The organism is Neobacillus niacini (assembly GCF_048572935.1).
Classification (GTDB): domain Bacteria; phylum Bacillota; class Bacilli; order Bacillales; family Cytobacillaceae; genus Neobacillus; species Neobacillus niacini.
In genome coordinates, this window is record NZ_CP183883.1 from 4,191,096 (window position 1) to 4,209,823 (window position 18,728).

Annotated in this window: 17 protein-coding genes, 2 other RNA genes and 1 riboswitch; of the genes, 4 read left to right on the plus strand and 15 right to left on the minus strand. The window is 39.1% G+C overall.

From position 1 onward, the window contains the following. Positions 1–7 precede the first annotated feature (7 nt). Both ACN6MT_RS20685 and ACN6MT_RS20690 read right to left on the minus strand, forming a co-directional pair. Positions 8–544 carry a VUT family protein gene (locus tag ACN6MT_RS20685; RefSeq protein WP_419887829.1) on the minus strand — a complete coding sequence of 179 codons (537 nt, stop codon included), beginning with the start codon at positions 542–544 and terminating at the stop codon, positions 8–10. Positions 545–732: 188 nt separating this feature from the next. Next, a complete protein-coding gene (locus ACN6MT_RS20690; protein ID WP_419887830.1) occupies positions 733–1,206 on the minus strand; it encodes a GNAT family N-acetyltransferase in 474 nt (157 codons plus the stop codon). Between the two features lie 166 nt (positions 1,207–1,372). On the opposite strand from ACN6MT_RS20690, the gene ACN6MT_RS20695 reads away from it, so the two are divergent. Next, positions 1,373–2,302, plus strand: coding sequence for an alpha/beta hydrolase family protein (locus ACN6MT_RS20695; RefSeq protein ID WP_419887831.1), 930 nt, complete (start codon positions 1,373–1,375; stop codon positions 2,300–2,302). Between the two features lie 216 nt (positions 2,303–2,518). Here ACN6MT_RS20695 and ACN6MT_RS20700 read toward each other — a convergent pair whose 3' ends face one another. The 12 genes from ACN6MT_RS20700 to ACN6MT_RS20755 form a co-directional block, all read right to left on the minus strand. Beyond that, a complete protein-coding gene (locus tag ACN6MT_RS20700) occupies positions 2,519–2,773 on the minus strand; it encodes a hypothetical protein (RefSeq protein ID WP_419887832.1) in 255 nt (84 codons plus the stop codon). Positions 2,774–3,275: 502 nt separating this feature from the next. Further along, positions 3,276–4,205, minus strand: a complete 930-nt coding sequence (locus ACN6MT_RS20705; protein WP_419887833.1) for a DMT family transporter — start codon at positions 4,203–4,205, stop codon at positions 3,276–3,278. 376 nt (positions 4,206–4,581) lie between these two features. Beyond that, entirely contained in the window at positions 4,582–5,331 is a 750-nt protein-coding gene (locus tag ACN6MT_RS20710) for a nucleoside phosphorylase (protein ID WP_419887834.1), read from the minus strand. Further along, positions 5,303–5,965 carry a sulfite oxidase-like oxidoreductase gene (locus tag ACN6MT_RS20715; RefSeq protein WP_419887835.1) on the minus strand — a complete coding sequence of 221 codons (663 nt, stop codon included), beginning with the start codon at positions 5,963–5,965 and terminating at the stop codon, positions 5,303–5,305. Before ACN6MT_RS20715 ends, ACN6MT_RS20710 begins: the two co-directional genes overlap by 29 nt. Before the next feature lie 19 nt (positions 5,966–5,984). Continuing rightward, positions 5,985–6,902, minus strand: coding sequence for an ABC transporter permease (locus ACN6MT_RS20720; RefSeq protein WP_419887836.1), 918 nt, complete (start codon positions 6,900–6,902; stop codon positions 5,985–5,987). Further along, on the minus strand, positions 6,889–7,965 hold the full coding sequence (locus ACN6MT_RS20725) for an ABC transporter permease (protein ID WP_419887837.1): 1,077 nt from the start codon (positions 7,963–7,965) through the stop codon (positions 6,889–6,891). The genes ACN6MT_RS20720 and ACN6MT_RS20725 overlap by 14 nt, the downstream gene beginning before the upstream one ends. Beyond that, positions 7,931–9,469, minus strand: coding sequence for an ABC transporter ATP-binding protein (locus tag ACN6MT_RS20730; protein ID WP_419887838.1), 1,539 nt, complete (start codon positions 9,467–9,469; stop codon positions 7,931–7,933). Before ACN6MT_RS20730 ends, ACN6MT_RS20725 begins: the two co-directional genes overlap by 35 nt. Before the next feature lie 65 nt (positions 9,470–9,534). Beyond that, on the minus strand, positions 9,535–10,554 hold the full coding sequence (locus ACN6MT_RS20735) for a BMP family lipoprotein (RefSeq protein WP_419887839.1): 1,020 nt from the start codon (positions 10,552–10,554) through the stop codon (positions 9,535–9,537). Between the two features lie 188 nt (positions 10,555–10,742). Beyond that, positions 10,743–10,851: riboswitch (SAM riboswitch) on the minus strand. 146 nt (positions 10,852–10,997) lie between these two features. Beyond that, a complete protein-coding gene (gene nadR / locus ACN6MT_RS20740) occupies positions 10,998–12,020 on the minus strand; it encodes a multifunctional transcriptional regulator/nicotinamide-nucleotide adenylyltransferase/ribosylnicotinamide kinase NadR (RefSeq protein WP_419887840.1) in 1,023 nt (340 codons plus the stop codon). Beyond that, positions 12,021–12,716, minus strand: coding sequence for a nicotinamide riboside transporter PnuC (gene pnuC / locus ACN6MT_RS20745; protein WP_419887841.1), 696 nt, complete (start codon positions 12,714–12,716; stop codon positions 12,021–12,023). Between the two features lie 13 nt (positions 12,717–12,729). Next, positions 12,730–13,494: an NUDIX domain-containing protein gene (locus ACN6MT_RS20750; protein ID WP_419887842.1), complete on the minus strand. Its 765-nt coding sequence runs from the start codon at positions 13,492–13,494 to the stop codon at positions 12,730–12,732. Positions 13,495–13,695: 201 nt separating this feature from the next. Next, complete coding sequence (locus tag ACN6MT_RS20755; RefSeq protein ID WP_063252498.1) at positions 13,696–14,070, minus strand: DoxX family protein; 375 nt, start codon at positions 14,068–14,070, stop codon at positions 13,696–13,698. A 193-nt stretch (positions 14,071–14,263) separates the two neighbouring features. Here ACN6MT_RS20755 and rnpB point away from each other — a divergent pair. Together rnpB and ffs are read left to right on the plus strand one after the other, a co-directional pair. Continuing rightward, positions 14,264–14,645, plus strand: an RNA gene (gene rnpB / locus ACN6MT_RS20760) — RNase P RNA component class B. A gap of 55 nt (positions 14,646–14,700) precedes the next feature. Then, an RNA gene (ffs, locus tag ACN6MT_RS20765) (signal recognition particle sRNA large type) lies at positions 14,701–14,966 on the plus strand. Positions 14,967–15,027: 61 nt separating this feature from the next. Here the strand turns inward: ffs and helD are convergent. Then, entirely contained in the window at positions 15,028–17,337 is a 2,310-nt protein-coding gene (gene helD / locus ACN6MT_RS20770) for an RNA polymerase recycling motor HelD (protein WP_419887843.1), read from the minus strand. 521 nt (positions 17,338–17,858) lie between these two features. Here helD and ACN6MT_RS20775 point away from each other — a divergent pair. Continuing rightward, positions 17,859–18,671 (plus strand): EcsC family protein, encoded by an 813-nt coding sequence (locus tag ACN6MT_RS20775; protein ID WP_419887844.1) that lies wholly within the window; start codon positions 17,859–17,861, stop codon positions 18,669–18,671. Positions 18,672–18,728 lie beyond the last annotated feature (57 nt).

The following is an 18,728-nucleotide window of genomic DNA, read 5'->3' on the forward strand; positions in this document are numbered from 1 at the left end:
CTTTACCTTAGTTCGCAACTGTATTTTTGCTTATGTTATTCGTTTGGTGAATGATCAGTGCGGCAATACCTTGAATGATCGTTTTAACAATTACTTGACCTAAAATAGCTGCGGGAACAGCTTCCCAAGGCAGGAAGTTTGCGCCTAACGGACTCAAACCAAGAACCACGAAAATCGCTGAGTCCAAGATCCCTCCAACAATTCCGCTATATAGAACGCGTAAGCTCATTGGCAATTTTAGTCTTGAATAAATTTCTGTATCGGTTGTTTCCGCGATCGCGAACGTTACGGCAGATGCTAAAACGATGATTAGTGTGTCCCCTAAAATGGATGAAACCACTGCCGATAATAATAGTGCTAATCCAATAAACATATATGTTTTCTTTCTGCCGTACTTGTTTTGCACAAGGTCACGGAAGATAAATGTTGCCCCGATTAGAAATGTTCCCATTGGAACGATAAATACCCCCATCGTTAATGGTGCAAACGCTGCGGTTACGACGTTCGCAGTAACGATTGAAATTAAATACAATAGTATTCTCACAAAAAACACTCTCCCTTTAAAATCTAAGATGAACAATAAAAAACAGCACCTCTAAGAGAAATGCCGCTTCATCTTAGTTTTTTTAGCGAGGGGTGCTACAACCTCGACCGCAGTAAGCGGATTTTTATTAAGATTCACTTATTTTACACTTTTCCAATCAATCTGTCGATACCTTTTTTTATATTTAACTAACCTCTCTCTATTCTCATTTCAAACATTTTCGTGTGATTTTCATAAAAGTCTTTTGTTGTCTTAAATCCTGCATTTTCATAGCATTTTATCGCACGAAGATTATCACTTCTAACATTTAAATAAACCGACATAACATCAGGGTCACAGAATGCTTTAGCAATAAAATACTTTGTTACTTGTGTTCCTAAACCTTTCGAGTACAGGGTCGGAATACCTATTAAGATAGAATATTCAACGTCCTTTTCCTTCTTTTTTAATCCCACTCTTCCCACCACACTACCATCAAAAAGGATGACATAATATGTAGCGTTTGACCTAGATAATTTTTCCCACCAATAATCCGTTAATTGTTCCAGTGTATAAGGTTTATATTTTTTCGCGTTTGCTATGTAATGTAATTCTACGTTATTATACCAATCTAACAATATAGGAACATCATTTATCTCTAATTGCCTAGTTGACCAATTCATGTAATCCCCTCATTTCTAAAAAATCCCGTTATAGTAGAAGTTTAACATAAACTGTAAAAAAGGACTTTTTGGAAAAACCTAGAATAAAATAAGAAATAGGAAATTTTAACTAGATTATACATAACTAGTTCCGTAGGTAAGATATGTTATTGATGGAGGTTAAAAAATGACAGATGAAAAAATTGTGATTGGCGCTGGAACACCGTATCCACTAAATGGAATATTAAGCATTCCAAATGAACCAAACGGGTTGCTTCCGGCGATTGTATTGGTTCATGGCTCGGGTCCAGGGAATATGGATTCAAAAGCTGGAAATACATATCTATTTAAAGACCTAGCTGAAGGTTTATCGGAAAAAGGAATTGCTGTGCTTCGTTATGACAAAAGAACATTTGTATATGGTAAAGAAATGAAAGATGATACCGGAATGTCAGTGAAAGAAGAAACCATTGAAGATGCCATTCTTGCCGCTGAACTTTTAAGAAAAGATTCACGGATTGATTCAAACAAAATTTTTATTATCGGTCATAGTTTTGGAGGGATGTTAGCTCCACGAATTGATGCGGAAGGTGGAAATTTTGCAGGATTGATTTTGATGGCTGGTTCTCCAAGAAAACTTGAAGAAATTATGATATCCCAAAATGATGATCTTTTAGATTCATTGAATTGGTTGTTAAAAATGATTGCACGGAAACAGATAACAGCATTATCAGCCAAGTTTGAAAACCTATACAATTTAAACGATGAGGAAGCAAAGTCAACCAAAGTGTTAGGAAAATACGTCAGAGCTTACTATTTCAAAGAAATGGGCGAACATCCGGCTGGTGATTATCTGCGTAAATTAGATAAACCTGTATTTATTTTACAAGGAGAAAAAGATGTTCAAGCAAAGGTTGAGAAAGACTTCGAGGGGTATAAAAAAATACTAGATGATAAGAGAAATGCAACGTTTAAACTTTATCCAAACTTAAATCATATGTTTATGCCTTCTATCTATGGAAATATTCTAAAAGCACAAAAAGAGTATAAAGTTGCCCAAAAGCTAGATAAACAAGTCATCAGTGACATTTCCGACTGGATTCACTCCATTGCGTAAATAATTGGATCGTCTTACTCACAAGACGATCCTTATTTTTATAACGGGTTCTCTTAAGGAGTACAAAAAGTTAATAAACATCGTAAATCCCATATAATTTTGCAGTGCTTTTAACATTTGTATGTGTATCAAATTTGTTCCCAATTTTTTATGCTAATTCAATAATCGTACCCGATTGTTGAATAGTAATACTTATTTGGCGAAGTATTATCCTATCTAAGGTTCCTGAAAAAGTTTCCTCTGTTTCATATAATCAACAGCCTTTGTTTTATTCTTTTGTTTCAAAATATGTTCTTCTTCGTTTTTTTCTCTATAGTAGGCATAGAATTTATCTTTAGAAAGGACACCTTCCGATATAGCTTTTTTAACTGCACAATGTGGCTCTTTGGTATGAGTGCAATTAGTAAATTTACACATTCTAGATAAATCTATAATGTCTTCAAATACAAAATCCAATTCATTTTCATTCATTTTTTAAACCTCACTTTATCTATTAAGTAATGTCTTCTCTTATTCCATAATTCTGACCGTTTGTGGAATAAGTTCCGCTCGTAATAACCATATTATATATTCGATTTAGGAACCCTCTAATCCTTTCCATCGAATTTTGCACGTTAATTGGTAAGTCAATTTGCAAGTGATTTATCATTTCAAATAACCGTATGACAATAGTTATTGTCATTTCGCTAAAATGAGTCGTATCCGGGTGTGAATGTGAGGTTGAAAATCAAATAAGCGTTGATATACCAACAAAAAATAAGCCAACCAATTCATATGCGAATTGGTTGGCTATTTGCATTACTCCAAAAGAGAATCCGTTATTATTTTTTATATCATGCTTTATTCAATTTCCTAAAAAAACATGTAGTGTTTTACACAAATGCTGCCAAAATCATTACGAACCTTTCATTATTCTCATGGATGATAAAAGGCCCGGTCCAATCAAGACCGAGCCTTTTAATAAGCTATTATTTTAACGATTAGAGTTTGAGATATTTATAATGGGCGGTATCTGCTGTTTTCTCTCCGTTCCAATCCAAACTAAACCTAGAATAATAACTAATCCACCAACGATTTGTGTAATCCAAATTGCTTCATTAAAGAATAACGCACCCGCGACAGCAGCTGCTGCTGGTACGAAATAACGGAAGAAATTTGCTTTGGCGGCGCCCACGTGTTTCATACAGATATTCCAGACAACAAATGCAGCGACAGTGCATAGTAACACATTATACGCAACGGCTCCCCACGTAATTATGGTGAGATTCCCCCATTGGATACTGTTCCATTTATCAACGGTAAACGGTACCAAAAATACTGATCCAAATAAGACATACCATGTGGTTACCCGCAGAGGTGAGTACTTTTTCATCAGCGGCATGCATGCCAGATTAAATAGTGCACCAATTAAGCTGATACCTAAAGCAATGTAGTTTCCTATCATATATTTAGAACTAATGTCAAAACCGTCTTTTCCCCCTAGGATAATCAACGTTACTCCAACTAAAGCAATAAATCCGCCTATTGCCACTCTGACGCTTATTCTTTCACGCGTAAATAATGGTGCAAAAAGAGCTGCAAAAATCGGCCAAGGTGCAACATTTAATAAAGAAGCGTTTGCAAGGGTTGTATATTTTATCGAGTACATAACCATAATTTCTAAAGCCGTCACGCCAATCAAACCTATAATAGCTAGTTTGAGTAAGTCACGTTTCTCCACTTTTACACTGCCTTCTGTCCACTTTAAAATAAGAAATAAGACAGGCAATGCTAGACCAAATCGAAGAAATACAAACACCTCGGCAGGAAACACCTCCATTGCCCACCGTGAAACCCCAAAATTGATTCCCCAAACAATGGATACAAAAATTAATCCTAAATAATAAAACGTAGTTGATTTCATGTTTTCGCCTTCCATTCAGCCTAAAAATAAACACATGCAACTATTATCTCAAATAACTGGTACTTGGCACTAGGAAAATTTCAATTTAAACAAAACTGAATGTTGATTTGTTTGGAAATAAGCGGAGAATTTCCGTTTATCTTGGGAAATACCCATATTTCCTCAAAAATAGAAGGAATTTTTTCGCTTATTAAATCAAAATCCTTAGGATTTTGTCCTTTTTAAAGCAGTTAACCGGAATATCTCCGCCTATATCTGCTTCTTAAGCTGCCTCTATAACATTAGCCGTAAATTCTCCGCCTATTAATTCTCAGCACTTCACGAAAATCACCTAAGAAAAGGGATGGTTTTACCCATCCCGCGTTTCCGTTAACACTTATAACGATACAATTGCATCTAAAGCTATTTTCATCTCAGCTTCCACCGCGTTCGTGACCAAGTCATTGTGTGGATTGTATTCATCTCGAAGCTCGGAATCCGCATAGCCGTCAATCGCCATAATCGCCCCAGCTTTTACCCCTTTTAAAGCAGCAATAACAAATAAAGCGGAGTTTTCCATGTCGACTGCTACAACACCCGCTTTTTTATAAAGCTGATGTGGAAATTCGAGGACTCCTGAATAAAAGGCATCAAGTGTGAGGGTAATCCCCTCATTTACAGGGATGTCTCCCCCAGTCAAATCTGCCGCATTCATTAATGCCTCAATAACTTTACGATCTGCAACGGCTGGGAATCCAGGAGGAACAATTTGTTTCGTTAATCCATCACAGCTCACCGCAGCGGTGCTGACCACCAAACTTCCCGGTGTAACCTCTTTTTGATAAGAACCAGCTGTTCCTACTCGAATGATGGACTGTACGCCGCCCATAATCAGTTCTTCAAAACAAACAGCTGCACCAGGTGCTCCAACACCATGGCTCACTACAGCCACCTGTTTCCCATTCCAGCCTCCGCTGTATGTGTGGTACTCACGATTTTGAGCAAGTAGGACAGGATTATCCAATAACTCTGAAATAATTTTCGCACGACCAGGATCTCCGCATACCAAAACTCGTTCTGGCAGGATATCTGATGTTACTTTTAGATTTGGCAATTGTTTAGTCAAAGTCTTTTCTCTCCCATTCATCCTCTGGTATTGGCAGGTCTTCACCTGAGAATCTTTCCTCTTTAAACGGATCACCATTGATGTGAAAACCGTTTTGCTCCCAGAACCCTGGCTGGTTTTCATCAATAAACTCAATTCCGCGGATCCATTTTACACTTTTCCAAAAATAAAGATGTGGTACCACCAGCCTTAGCGGCCATCCATGCTTAGCTGATAATGGTTCTCCTTCAAAGGAGTGTGCCAAGATAACGTCCTCTTTAAGCAAATCCTCCAAAGCAATATTAGCTGTATAATCTTGATCAGCATGAAGCATTACATACTTACTTTTAGCAGTGACACCAATTTCCTTAAGAAAATCACTGAATTTGACACCAGTAAACCGATTGTCAAAGCGAGACCATCGGGTTACACAGTGGATGTCAACCTTAATATCCGTCTGTGGCATTTCTTTGATTTGATCATAAGAAAGTACGACCTCTTCGACCCCTTCACCGAATACCTTTAAATCCCATTTTTCCATATCATACTCCGGGACATCCCCTTCATGAAGAATCGGGAAACGTTCTGTTAATGCCTGGCCAGGCGGCAGACGCTTTGCCAGCTTGGGGTCGACTGCCGGAACTCTTGTTTTTTTAATTCTTTCTGCTTTATTCATATAAATATCCTCCTCGTCCTTACCTAGAGCTTTGCTGCCCTGAAAGCTGTGAATCTGCCCCGCGGTCTTTTAGGAAGAACATCGCGAAGATGGTGATAATATATGGCAGCATCGCTGTGAATTGGGTTGGCATTGAAAAACCTTGAAGTCTGATGCTCAGTGCATCCATCAGTCCAAATAAAAGACTAGATCCAACGATACCAATTGGATGGGATTGACCTAACATCATTGCCACAAGTGCGATGAATCCCCTACCTGCCGTCATGCCCTCTGTAAACATTGTTACTTGTCCAAGTGAGAGCTGGGCTCCTGCCAAACCGCAAAGGATTCCACACGCAACAATGGCACCATATTGTAAAAGTGTAACCTTTAAGCCAAGGCTTCTGGCTGCTGCTTCATTTTTGCCCACTGCAAGGACTCTGAAGCCCGTAACGGTACGGTAAAAGAAAATGTACAACACTATTGCCGCTAAAAAGGCGATATATACCAGTGGTGAATGTCCAGAAAGAAGTTTCCCGACAACAGGAATCCCTTCAATTACCGGAATATCCAATTTCGGAAGACCTTCCATGTTTTTATCATAAAAGGCGCCTTTTACATCAAAAATGGCTCGAAGTCCAAACGTAGTCAAGCCGAGAACTAAAAAGTTGATCGCAATACCTGCTACAATTGGGTTTGCTTTTAATCGAATGGCCGCCAAACCGAATAACAAGGAAACTAGTACGGAACCCAGTGCCCCAGTTAAAACGGCTACGAGCACACTCCCGCTAAAGTAATTTCCAACAATAGCAGAAAAAGCACCAGCTAAAATTAAACCCTCAAGCCCAACATTAAAAATTCCAACGCGAGCACATATTGCCCCTCCTAAAGCTGCCAATAGAATAGGACTGATCATTCGAATCGCCGATGTAAAAAAGGTGAGATCAAGCAGCTCCATGGATGTCACGACCTTTCTTCTTTACTTTCCACCAATTCATGGTGATTTTAGCTGTTACAAAAAGAATAAGCACACCCTGAATCACGCTGGCAATTTCAAGCGGAACCTCTGTATTCCGTTCCATTCCCATTGCCCCTGTTTGGAGTGCAGCAAGCAGAATCGCAGCAACCGCTGTACCAAGAGGATTCGAGTTTGCCAAAAGGGCTGCCATCAGTCCAGTCCAAGCATAACCTGGTACGGTCAGGGAACCTTCCACATAACGATATTGTGAACCAAGAACTTCTACAGTCCCTGCTAGTCCAGCAATCCCGCCGCTAAAGAACATGCTGTACAACAGCACCTTTATCTTGTTAATCCCGCCATACTCAGCAAAAAATGGGTTATAGCCAAGCATTCTTACTTCATATCCCGCTGAGGTGAATCGAAGTATAATAAATAGAATAATCGCTAAAACAATGGCGATCACAAATCCCATATGAACACTCATACCTGGGAATAGCTTAGGCAGCCATGCCACCTGGTCAATCATCGGCGTCTGCGCTAAAGCAGCCGAGCCACTTTTGTCTTGAAACGGGTGCGAAACTAAATAACCGGCAAATAATACCGCTACATAGTTTAACAGTAAGGTAGAAATCAATAATTGAACTTTAAATCTCGTTTCCATCCATCCCGCAAGAAGCGACCATAAGCCCCCTCCTAAGAATCCAGCCGCCAATGCAGCTAGTATTTTAATGATTCCAGATCCAGGAACATATAAAGCAGCAAGTGCAGCACTGACAGCACCTAACACCATTTGACCTTCTGCCCCCATATTGAATACACCAGCACGAAAGGCGATGGCCAGCCCTAAACCGATCAAAATGATAGGAGTGGCGCGCGCAAATGTAGCAGTAACAAAGTAAAAGTTACCAAATGCCCCGTCCCACATGACTTTATAGGTTTCCAAAACAGAAGCCCCTACTAAACTAATCGCAACGGCACCTGTCAGGAGTCCGATTAACACGGCCGTAAGAGGCTGTACCAACGATTTAAGCAGTTGTTGTAGTTTTCGCTTGCGATTCATTCTCGTTTCCTCCTGCCATAAGTACGCTTAATCTCTCTTCCGTCGCTTCTTTTCGATTAAGGATGTCCACAATTTTCCCTTCATACATAACAGCAATTCTGTCTGATAACGTCAGTATTTCCGTTAACTCGGATGAGACGAGAAGGACTCCGTCTCCATTATTTCGTTTCTCTATGATCGCTTCATGAATATATTCCATAGCGCCGATATCTACACCACGTGTTGGTTCTGCAGCAATGAGGAAATCTGTTTCAAATCCAAGTTCACGGGCGACAATTAATTTTTGCAAATTTCCGCCTGATAGGTTTCCGGATTTTTCATCTAAGGAAGGTGTTTTAATTTCAAAACGGTCAATCCATCCTTTAAGAAGCTCGCGGAATCCATTTAGTCGAATGAAGGAAGAATGATTGAAGGTTTTCTTTCGATAATACCCCATTAAACCTGTTTCTTCGACAGTCGCTTCCTTCGCCGCTCCCCATAGGTAACGGTCTTCAGGAATATGGGCAAGACCCGCACTTCTTCGATTTGCTACAGATGTGCCATCCAAGATTGTCTCCCCTAAGCGAATACTGCCATTATCGATTTTTCTTAAACCTGTAATCGCCTGGATTAGTTCGGACTGACCATTCCCTGAAACCCCTGCAATTCCGACAATTTCTCCACGGTGTACGGTTAAAGAAAGATCATCCAAAATGGGTTTCTCCTCTTTCCCGCCAATGGTGAGGTTGTCGACTACTAGAAGAGGTTCACCGTCCAATTGGACTCGCTCGGTAAGCTTTTGGAGCTCACGTCCAACCATCAAGGTAGCTAACTGTTCAACATCTGTATGTTGTTTTAACACATTTCCTGTCACCCGGCCATTTCTTAGCACGGTAATTTGGTCCGCTACCTTCATTACCTCTGGAAGCTTATGGGTAATAAGAATAATACTCTTGCCCTGAAGTGCTAAAAATTCAATGGTTTTTAAAAGTTCCTCAACCTCAAGAGGCGTCAACACCGCTGTAGGTTCGTCGAGGATAATAATATCCGCACCCTGATATAACACTTTTAATATTTCAATCCGCTGCTGCTCCCCTATCGAGCAGTCCCCAGCTTTTTTCAATGGATTCACATTGATTTTATACTGATTGCTTAGTTCCTTTACTTTTTCGGCCGCAGCTTTTCTATTAAAGAAACCATTCCGTTTCGGTTCATGACCAATAACAATGTTTTCTGTTACAGTAAAATCAGAGAATAACATGAAGTGCTGATGGACCATACCAATTCCATTTTCAATCGCCTCGAGCGGTCCCGAAAATTTGACGTTCTTACCATTAAGTATGATTTCCCCGCTGGTCGGCTGTTCAAGTCCATAAAGCATCCGCATTAGGGTCGTTTTTCCGGCACCATTTTCGCCGACAATGGCCAAAACCTCTCCTTTTTTCAAATGTATTGAAATCTTGTCATTCGCAAGAAACTCACCGTACTTTTTGGTCATTTCCTTCATTTCTAACACATAGGTCATGGTTTGCCCCCCTTTAAAAATCGAAACCGACTACATCATTGTGCAGTCGGTTTACTTTTTTCAGATTAATTGCTCAGTGGATTTTTGATTTCTCTTTTTCCAGATACAATTTCTTCGTGAAGTGCTTTTACTTGGTCAATCACTTCTTGTCCAACAAAGCTGTTAAGCGGAGTTTTGCTTTCATGTGTTACATATGTTAAGCCAACGCCCTTTTCCTTCAAGCCATACTCGACCACACCAGATTTAAAATTGCCATTTGCAAATGCTTTTATCGTTTCATAGGCAGCAGCATCTGTTCCTTTAAGCTGTGACAGAACTACGTGCTCAGGATCTACCTCAGTACGGTCAACGTCTTGACCTGATGTAAAAAATCCCTTTTCTTTTGCTGCTTCAAATACTCCTAGATCACCGACTGCAGCAGCCCCTGCCACGAAGTCTGCTCCTTTAGAAGCTTGTAATAAAGCTAATTCTTTTGCCTTCGCAGGATCTGTAAATCCTCCAACGTAGTTTACTAAGAACTCCGCGTCTGGATTGGTTTCCTTCAACCCTTGTTCAAACGCAACTGACCATTTTTTCATAAGTGGAATATCCATTGCTACTACCATACCCACTTTGTCGGTTTTGGTAGAAAGACCTGCTGCAGCTCCAAGTAGGAATGCCGCTTCGTGCTCTCTGAAATTTACACTTTGAACATTTGGAAGGTCTACAACGGTATCAATAATCGCAAATTGACGATCCGGATTTTCTGTTGCTACCTTTTTCAATGCATCCTCAGATTCAAATGATGAAGTAATGATTAAATCGTATCCTTCTGCCACAGCTACGCGAAGGTTTTCTTCGATTGCTGAATGATCAGTAGATTCGATTGTGTTCAATTCCACTCCAAATTCTTCTGCTGCTTTTTTTGCACCTTCATCCATTTGCTGGAAGAATGGGTTAACCCCAATTTTCTCAGGCAGAACAAGTGCGATTTTCTTCTTATCCTCTTTGTTTGACGAAGTATCTTTCCCAGATGATTCTTGTGCCCCACATCCTGCTACAAGCAGGACTAAAGCTAGTACGATAAGTGAAAGTAGTTTTCTCATGATGTTCCCCCTGTGTAATATTTCGTTTTTATTACTATTTGTCTACTAATTTACTAAAAAAGTTTAAATATAGCAATACAAAATCGAACATTTTTTAAATATTTTATTTTAATGTTCGTGTTTTGCTGTTTCGGCCCATAAAAAAAACCTCTTCCGAAAGATAGGAAGAGGGTTTATGACGATACTCTTCCTTATCTTTCAGAACGAACTCGTTCTGTAGGATTTGGCACCATACTATATAAATATAGCGGTTGCCGGGCGTCATCGGGCCAGTCCCTCTGCCTCTCTGGATAAGGTAAACGATATGTATGAAACGTAAACATTATAAACATCATAACAATAATAAAAACTAGATTTATTATATTTTAAAAGTTTTAAAATTACAATACTTTTTAAATAGTAAAAAAACAAACTGCTTTTCAACAGTTTGTTTTAGTGGAGAATTATTGCTGCAGCAATTTTTCAATATGTTGTATGGCACCTTTAAGCCGTCTCTCATAATCACCCATCAAGATCTTATAGTCAATATCATGCTTATTTAATAAATCCTTTAGGTGCAGATTGTTTTTGTCCCTAACTTTCTCATCACCGTGAACACGCAAGCCGTCATCCACCCATTTTACATCGGGCTCCAGGAAAAGCCATAGATCATAATCTTGTAGTTTTGCGATTTCATCAAGGATCGGCTGATCTGCTTCATTATATAGATGGGAGTAAAATTGAGTTACGATGGCTTCGGTGTCGATAAACACAAGCTTATTTGCTTTTTCAATTGCTTTAAATTCTTCCATCTTATGCCCATAAGCAATTCGTTGATAATCTTCTTTCACCATAATTCCGTCGCAGCCGCCTAATTCTTCACATAAAGACCGCCCATATTCCTCGACATAGGTAGTGTTATAGATTTTGGCAAGGTTTCGAGTTAAGGTTGATTTCCCACAGCTTTCTGTCCCAATTAACACAATCTTTTTTATAAAATAAGGCCGAACAATATCAGGAATAAACTCCCAATGTTTAAAGACACCCTCGTTACGAATGGTTGTAGCTGAGATGTTTACTTGTGAGCGCGTGGGATCAATCAGTTTATGCTTTGCACTAGGATATAATTCTTTAAACATCTCATTATATTCATGCTCTGAACTAAACACGTAACCGATTGGCTTTCCAATTTCTCTTTTTATGAATTGTGCTCCCTCTGCCCAATTGTAATTGTCGTTATCTTGATCATCTTCAATACTGATTACTTTTACATTCGGCATATCTTTGGTTAATTGCGAAAGCCAGCGTAACCGGATTTGAGCTGGAATATAGTTCATTTTTGTATTCTTACAAAGCTCTCTGTCTCGTAATTCGCTATGAGATAAAACAACATACAGTTCATCCACTATCGTTGAGGCGTGAACAATGGCATAAACATGACCAAGGTGCAGGGGCAAGAATTTTCCTCCGATAAACCCAATTGTCATTTAAGCCGCCTCCTGAATTTGTTTGATTGATAACTTTCTCCAGTTCACATAGCCGTAAATGCTATTGACCAGAAATGCTGACCACATGACTAACATGGAGACATCATTTCCACCTTGAGAGATAAGTGCACCCAGCCATAAGAAGATCGATAAGACATTGACTGAAATCCATAAGAGCCATTGTTCCGTATACCGTTTCAACATCAAAATTTGTGCTGCAATCGATAAAACATTTGTGGCTGAATCCGTCCATACAAGATTGCCGCCTAGGTATTTTAAGAAAAAGCCATATCCAATCGTAAGAATGAGGATCGATAACAACGTATAGAACCAGCCGGTTTTTGTAAGACTTTTTACCATGACATCTTCCCCTTTTACACCCTGTTCGGTTTTGTTCTTTTTCCACAAATAGATTCCGATAAATTGTACCGGAAAATAAAACAGCGCATTTAACATCACTTCACCGTAAAGACCATAGCCATATGCGATATAGGCGTAGGTTAATGTTTGGACAATCCCAAAATAGTAATTAGCGATTTTCCCCTTAGCAACCAAAACGACGCAAAGCATACCGCTTATAGATGAAATAAAGCCTAGTAGTGAGTCTGACCAAGCAAAGAACAAGTAAATGTTAATGAAAGTAAAGGTTAACAACCATCCTATTTCAAATCGCGTCCAATTCTTGAATATCCCCATTTGTATCTCTCCCCTAGCCTTTTAATTTATTTCTATAAACAGAAACAATTGGTTGATAATCGGTAAACCGGTACAGCTGCGCTGGTGTTTTTGAATAGGCATTTGATTTCTTTGGTTTTCCGTTTTCCAAAACCGCTTCAATAAAGGGCAGTGTGGGTGCTTTCCTAAAAAATGCGGCATCGGTCGAGATGGCTGGATCATCCAATACGGTTAATAAAACGCCTTGCAGCTCTGATAACACGAATACTTCCGGAAGGAAATGTTTTGCAAGTGTGGTGAGGGCCATATCCTTCTTAATAAACCATAGGGCGTCATCAATAATGCTGCGATGGTCGAATGCAAGATTAAGGGCTAGAGCCTCTTCCATAGAAAAGAGTTGAATATCTTGAGCATCATAAGTAGTTTTGCGGTTCTTTAAGGAAGATTCATTCGCTATGACATAATGAGCATTTGAGATAATCCAGCCTCTTTTGTCCCGACTTGGGGAATCATAAACGCCAAAATGTTTGATTCGCAGTCCATCCACTCCTGTCTCTTCCTTAAGTTTGCGTTCTGCAGCTTGTAATGCAGTCTCATCAGGTTGAACGAATCCACCTGGCAGTGCCCACTTTCCTGCTTCAATATTGGGGTTTCCTTCATGATCCTGCTCACTTCTTTTAATCAGCATAATCTTCAAACTTTTTATGGGTGGTCTATATTCCCCATTACTTTCCGATGTTATGGTAAAGACAGCAATATCACTGGTGTAACCATCTGGTGTTTGAAATTTGTTTCTCATATTATTTTTTCACCTCGTTTTAATTAACAATTTGTTAATCGTTAATTAAAATATATTCCAAAATTTGTTTTTCGTCAAGTAACAAATTTATGTGCGAATCCCCGATATACGTTCCAAACCGACCTTGCAGGGTTTAGGGAGCATCAAAAATAGCCTAGAGTCAGTTTCCCCTAGGCTAAGAATTTTTAGTTAGTTTTTGTGTTACCAAGTCCAATTCGTGATGGAAAGTAACATTAAAGCAGCGGCTGCTAATGCAATATTCTTTAGAAATTGATTCATCTCGCCTACTCTGGCGTTCTGATCGGTTTCTTTCCAGAAATTATGCATCATGAAAGCTGAAACAACGAGGAAAATTACTAATAAGTAAAGCCCCCATTCTACCCAGTATGCTGTGAGGATACTTAATCCTCCTGCCAGGAGCATTAATCCGGTTACCACAACAGATAGTCCTGGTGCTGGTACTCCCTTATAGGATGCATACTGCTTCAAACCTTGAAATTGGATGAAATGATTTAGACCTGAATAAGCAAAATAAAGACCAAATACTGCCCGACCAACCAGCCATAGCCAATCCATTCAGACATCATCCTTTCATGAGGTTACTAACTTTCTCTCTATATATATACATTAATTTGTTTAAATATTCGTTCACTTCAGGATTTTCGTTATGATGACACCCAAAATTAACCACCTCTGGAGAGACCCTCCTAATGACTATAATCCATTCACATGATATAGTTATAACCGTAGTCGAGAGACACAAACATGAAATGGTGAGTAATCGCGGCTCATGTATAATGAGTTGAGGAAAGTCCAGGCTCGCCCGGTGCTGAGACGCCCGGAGTGTTCGTGCCATCTGCAAAGGTGGGCAGCAGTATTTACTGCTGACGGCGGGGAAATGATGCTACGTCCATCATGGATATGCTCTTAGTACCCTGAAAGTGCCACAGTGACGAATTCTTCTGGAAACGGAAGAAATGGAACGGGTAAACCCCGCGAGCGAGCAACCCAAACTTTGGTAGGGGCACCATCCTGAGGGAAATGAACCAAACGGATGGATCGGTCATTTTTGACTGATAGTCATATGATTACACCTGTTGTGCGAGATTGGCATCGTTTGAGCACGAAGGAACAGAACCTGGCTTACAGCCATTTCATGCGCCAGCTTTATAAATATAACATAAGTAATAGTCTAGCCTATACATACCGTGCTAGACGGGGAGTTGGCGGTGCCCTATTACCCGCAATCCGCCATAGCGGGGTTGAACTCCTGCCCGAGGTTTGAACATGTAAGGTCTGCCTTGTAAAAATAGTGTTGAAAAACTGGGTCCTGCGCAATGGTACCTATGAATCTGGTCAGGTCCGGAAGGAAGCAGCCATAAGTAGTCACTACTATGTGCCGCGGGTCAGCCTAGTTTGAGCTAGTCTTTACAAGTAACGCTTGGTTGTTCTCATCAGAGGCAGGTGCACGGTGTTACATATACGAAAAAATAGTGACAGGTTCCATTCAAATTTGAATGGTGCCTGTCACTATTATTTTATATCCAAATGAGAAATGTTTACTTTTTCTAATAACAATTGTGATGGTTCGGCCGCATATAAATACAACTTATGCATCGGTCTTGTCATCGCTACATACAATAATTTAATATCCAACTCTTCTTCACGATACGCTTCTTCCAAAGCTACGATCAGGACGGCATCAAATTCCAATCCTTTTGAAAGGTAGGATGGTACGATGACGACACATCCTTTTTTCATATCTTCTTTTTCTTCTAACAGCTGAATTGGCAGATCGCTTTTCTCGAGCATTTTAAATATTCTCAAGCACTCATTGTCGTTTTTTCCAATAATCGCTATGGAGTTGAGCTCTTGCTCTTTCAGTAATTGAATATCTTGTTCGAGTAATCCTTTTACCTGTTGAAGGTTGGAAGGATCCATTTTTGTAAAGCGTGGTTTGTCTCCATGCCGAATGACCGGTTGTACAATTGGCAAGTCTTTGCCCATAATGGAAAGAATCTCATTCGCTAAATGCATGATTTCAACCGTTGTTCGATAACTTTTTTGTAAGGCATGATAATTCGCATTTGGAAAAATTTCCGTAACTAAAGGCTCCCAGCTGTCCAATCCTCGATAGGAATGAATCCCCTGCGCTAAGTCTCCCACAATCGTAAACAAATCTGTTTCAAAGCCTTCCTTCATTGCTGCAAATTGGAAATAGCTGTAGTCCTGTGCTTCATCGATGAAAACACTCTTCATTTTGTAGGGTTCATCAATGCCCTCAAGTTTCGCTTTCATATAAAATAATGGAGCTAAATCCTCAAGTTCCATTGCCTTTTTGGCAAAGACCTTTTGATTATAGAGGCTTAGTTTCTTGCAATCTTTTTCTGTGAGCGTGTGTGAATATTTGTGTAAAAGTTCTGGCGATGTCATCAATTCCTTATATAAGGTAAAAATATCTTTTCTTACGAAAGGATCCATATAATTCTTGATAGCCGCCTTTGACTCCTGCTCTACTGTACGAATTCGTTTTTCTTTTGTATCCATGATGGTGACGACTTTTTCTCTTCTTTTATCTGCGTCCATCCTAGTACTGTATAGCGCCTTTTCTAAAGCTTCGTCATACTTACTATTAATCTTGGTTAGGATGATCGATTTTTTTAATCGTAAATCATTGGCTAATAAATTTTTTATTTTATCCAGCCTTTTATAGATTGGTAAGTAATTAAATTCTTTTAAAAATAGTTTATTAATTTTTTGCCCTCTCATCAGAAGCGATTTTTCAATAATAAAATCCTTTGTTGGTGCAAGATTATGTTCGATTTCATTTACATAATTGTCGATTAGTACTTTAAAATCCAGGGAGCCCTTATAACCCGACACCCAATGTAACCATTTAGATTTTCCTTCCCCTTTCATAAGGGCCAATAATTTTGAGTTTGGCGTTAATAATTTAATTTTCTTCCCCAGACTACTTCTCATAAAATCAATATAGGTGGTTTGCTTAATCTTGTTTACCCCTAAATCAGGCAAAACAGCGGAAATATAATCAATAAACAATCGGTTTGGTGCAAGAATCATTAATTTTTCTGGAGGAAATCGATATCCTGAAGAATAGAGAAAGTAAGAAATTCTATGGAGTGCAATCGTTGTTTTACCGCTTCCAGCAGCTCCTTGAACGATAATCGGATGTTTAAGAGAGGCTCGAATGACGTCATTTTGTTCATTTTGAATGGTCGCGACAATTTCGGTTAAGCGATTGTCTGCTTTACCAGATAAGGATTTCTGTAATAGCTCATCATGTGTAGTTAAATCGATATCTCTGATTTCTTTTAGAAAACCGTCCTCAATTTCATATTGTCTTTTAAGAGATAAATAACCACTCTGGGTTTCGCCATAGGCGTCATAGGTGACTTCCCCTAACCGGCCATCATAGTAAACATTTGCGATCGGAGAACGCCAATCAACGATAATAGGAATTTGATTAACACGGTCAAACAGTGAGGCTTTCCCAATATACAAGATTTCTTCATCGGTATCACCGCTGCTTTTAAAATTAATTCTCGAAAAGTACGGTTTTCCAATGACGCTTGCCAATCTTTCCAATTCACTCTGTGCCAATTCTAAATACTGGGCATTCGTTAGCAAGGTCATGTAACTTAAACTACTATCTGAAGTATCAAGATCAGCAAAAGCTTCCTTCAGATTTTCTACGAATTGTTCTTTATTTCCCTTTGACATTTCCAAAACATTTTTTATGTATTCTTTGGTAAACTCTAAGCGCTCAACTTCTAATTGATAATCCTTGTGGTCACGAACTGATTTTTGTTTTTTGGAACTCATTCTCTTAAACCATCCCCTCTCCCAATCAACATTCAGGTATAGCCGAACAGACACAAAAAGAAACATCTACAACGATTCTGCAGATGCTTTCATTCATAGTGGAGCTATATTTTACCATTTAAAAGTTGTAAATTCAAATTATTTGTTAAATTCTATCACCCTTTGTAATATAAGAGAACAATCAGGAAAATAATCAATCCAATGACGAAAAGAGGCCCAAGCCCTGTGCTGTACACAATATAAATTTTAATATGAAGAACCGCGTGAACGATTAGAATGATGAGTAAGCAAAATAGCAAAAATATGGTTAATTGTACATTTCTATTTCGATTCCGATTCAAAGACTTTGCTCCCTTCTTGAATCTTACAGGGATGGACAGACTACTCTTATATAAATATTTTACTTATGTTTGAATTATTCCTTCTCATATAACTCTATAATTGAAGCTTGAAACTTTGTTGGTGTTTTTCCGTATATACCTAGAAACCTATTAATAAACGATAAAGATGGAGTGGACTTTATGAATCAGGTAGAATCTATAGATTATTTAAAAGATGAATTAAAAAAGATTGAAACGTGGGAAAAGGAACAGAAGGATTTATGGTTTTGGGAAAAGATTGGCCGCTTGCCATTCATGCTGCTTGATAAGCTAACCCCAAAATTTATTCAGGATAAAATCGGCTTGGCCATCGATGAATTAGGGAATTACATCCAAACAGGCGGACAATACTTAATCAAGGAAGAAAATATACTGAAGAAATTTGCGCCTGATTTGAGAACCGATGAGCTTCAAATTGGATTACTTGAACAGGTTCCGATAAGCAAAATGGATGAAGTTGCCGAAGATCTAAGAAATTCCCGTTCCAAAATGGCAACGGTACAAGGTGCAACGACGGGGATTGGTGGACTGTTTACACTGGCAATTGATATTCCCGTGTTATTAGGATTATCACTCAAAGTCCTCCAAGAGATTTCGATTTGTTATGGATATGACCCGAAAGAAAAATCAGAAAGAATTTTTATCGTGAAGTGCCTGCAATTTACTTCCTCCGATATTGTCGGGAAAAAGGCGATTCTAGAGGAACTTTCATCCTTTAATCAAGGAAAGCAGAATCAACAAATGGTTTCTCAATTGCAAGGATGGCGTGAAGTGGTTACCACCTACCGAGATTCATTTGGATGGAAGAAGCTATTTCAAATGATTCCGATTGCGGGAATGATTTTTGGTGCGTTTATTAATCGCTCGTCTATCAATGATGTTGCCGAAGCAGGTAAAATGTTATTCCGAAAAAGAAGAATATTGGAGCGTCTGAATCAGATTGAACAGGGTTAAATCGTCTAGATATTTTGTCTGCTAAAAAAAGTGCCTGGCACCTTCCAATGGATTGGG

What these genes read in the sequence shown, in the direction of transcription:
- ACN6MT_RS20690 (WP_419887830.1), bottom strand. Translation starts at nt 1,206, where the DNA reads ATGAATTGGTCAACTAGGCAATTAGAGATAAATGATGTTCCTATATTG.
- ACN6MT_RS20695 (WP_419887831.1), top strand. Translation starts at nt 1,373, where the DNA reads ATGACAGATGAAAAAATTGTGATTGGCGCTGGAACACCGTATCCACTA.
- ACN6MT_RS20700 (WP_419887832.1), bottom strand. Translation starts at nt 2,773, where the DNA reads ATGAATGAAAATGAATTGGATTTTGTATTTGAAGACATTATAGATTTA.
- ACN6MT_RS20705 (WP_419887833.1), bottom strand. Translation starts at nt 4,205, where the DNA reads ATGAAATCAACTACGTTTTATTATTTAGGATTAATTTTTGTATCCATT.
- ACN6MT_RS20710 (WP_419887834.1), bottom strand. Translation starts at nt 5,331, where the DNA reads ATGAATGGGAGAGAAAAGACTTTGACTAAACAATTGCCAAATCTAAAA.
- ACN6MT_RS20715 (WP_419887835.1), bottom strand. Translation starts at nt 5,965, where the DNA reads ATGAATAAAGCAGAAAGAATTAAAAAAACAAGAGTTCCGGCAGTCGAC.
- ACN6MT_RS20720 (WP_419887836.1), bottom strand. Translation starts at nt 6,902, where the DNA reads ATGGAGCTGCTTGATCTCACCTTTTTTACATCGGCGATTCGAATGATC.
- ACN6MT_RS20725 (WP_419887837.1), bottom strand. Translation starts at nt 7,965, where the DNA reads ATGAATCGCAAGCGAAAACTACAACAACTGCTTAAATCGTTGGTACAG.
- ACN6MT_RS20730 (WP_419887838.1), bottom strand. Translation starts at nt 9,469, where the DNA reads ATGACCTATGTGTTAGAAATGAAGGAAATGACCAAAAAGTACGGTGAG.
- ACN6MT_RS20735 (WP_419887839.1), bottom strand. Translation starts at nt 10,554, where the DNA reads ATGAGAAAACTACTTTCACTTATCGTACTAGCTTTAGTCCTGCTTGTA.
- nadR (WP_419887840.1), bottom strand. Translation starts at nt 12,020, where the DNA reads ATGACAATTGGGTTTATCGGAGGAAAATTCTTGCCCCTGCACCTTGGT.
- pnuC (WP_419887841.1), bottom strand. Translation starts at nt 12,716, where the DNA reads ATGGGGATATTCAAGAATTGGACGCGATTTGAAATAGGATGGTTGTTA.
- ACN6MT_RS20750 (WP_419887842.1), bottom strand. Translation starts at nt 13,494, where the DNA reads ATGAGAAACAAATTTCAAACACCAGATGGTTACACCAGTGATATTGCT.
- ACN6MT_RS20755 (WP_063252498.1), bottom strand. Translation starts at nt 14,070, where the DNA reads ATGGATTGGCTATGGCTGGTTGGTCGGGCAGTATTTGGTCTTTATTTT.
- helD (WP_419887843.1), bottom strand. Translation starts at nt 17,337, where the DNA reads ATGAGTTCCAAAAAACAAAAATCAGTTCGTGACCACAAGGATTATCAA.
- ACN6MT_RS20775 (WP_419887844.1), top strand. Translation starts at nt 17,859, where the DNA reads ATGAATCAGGTAGAATCTATAGATTATTTAAAAGATGAATTAAAAAAG.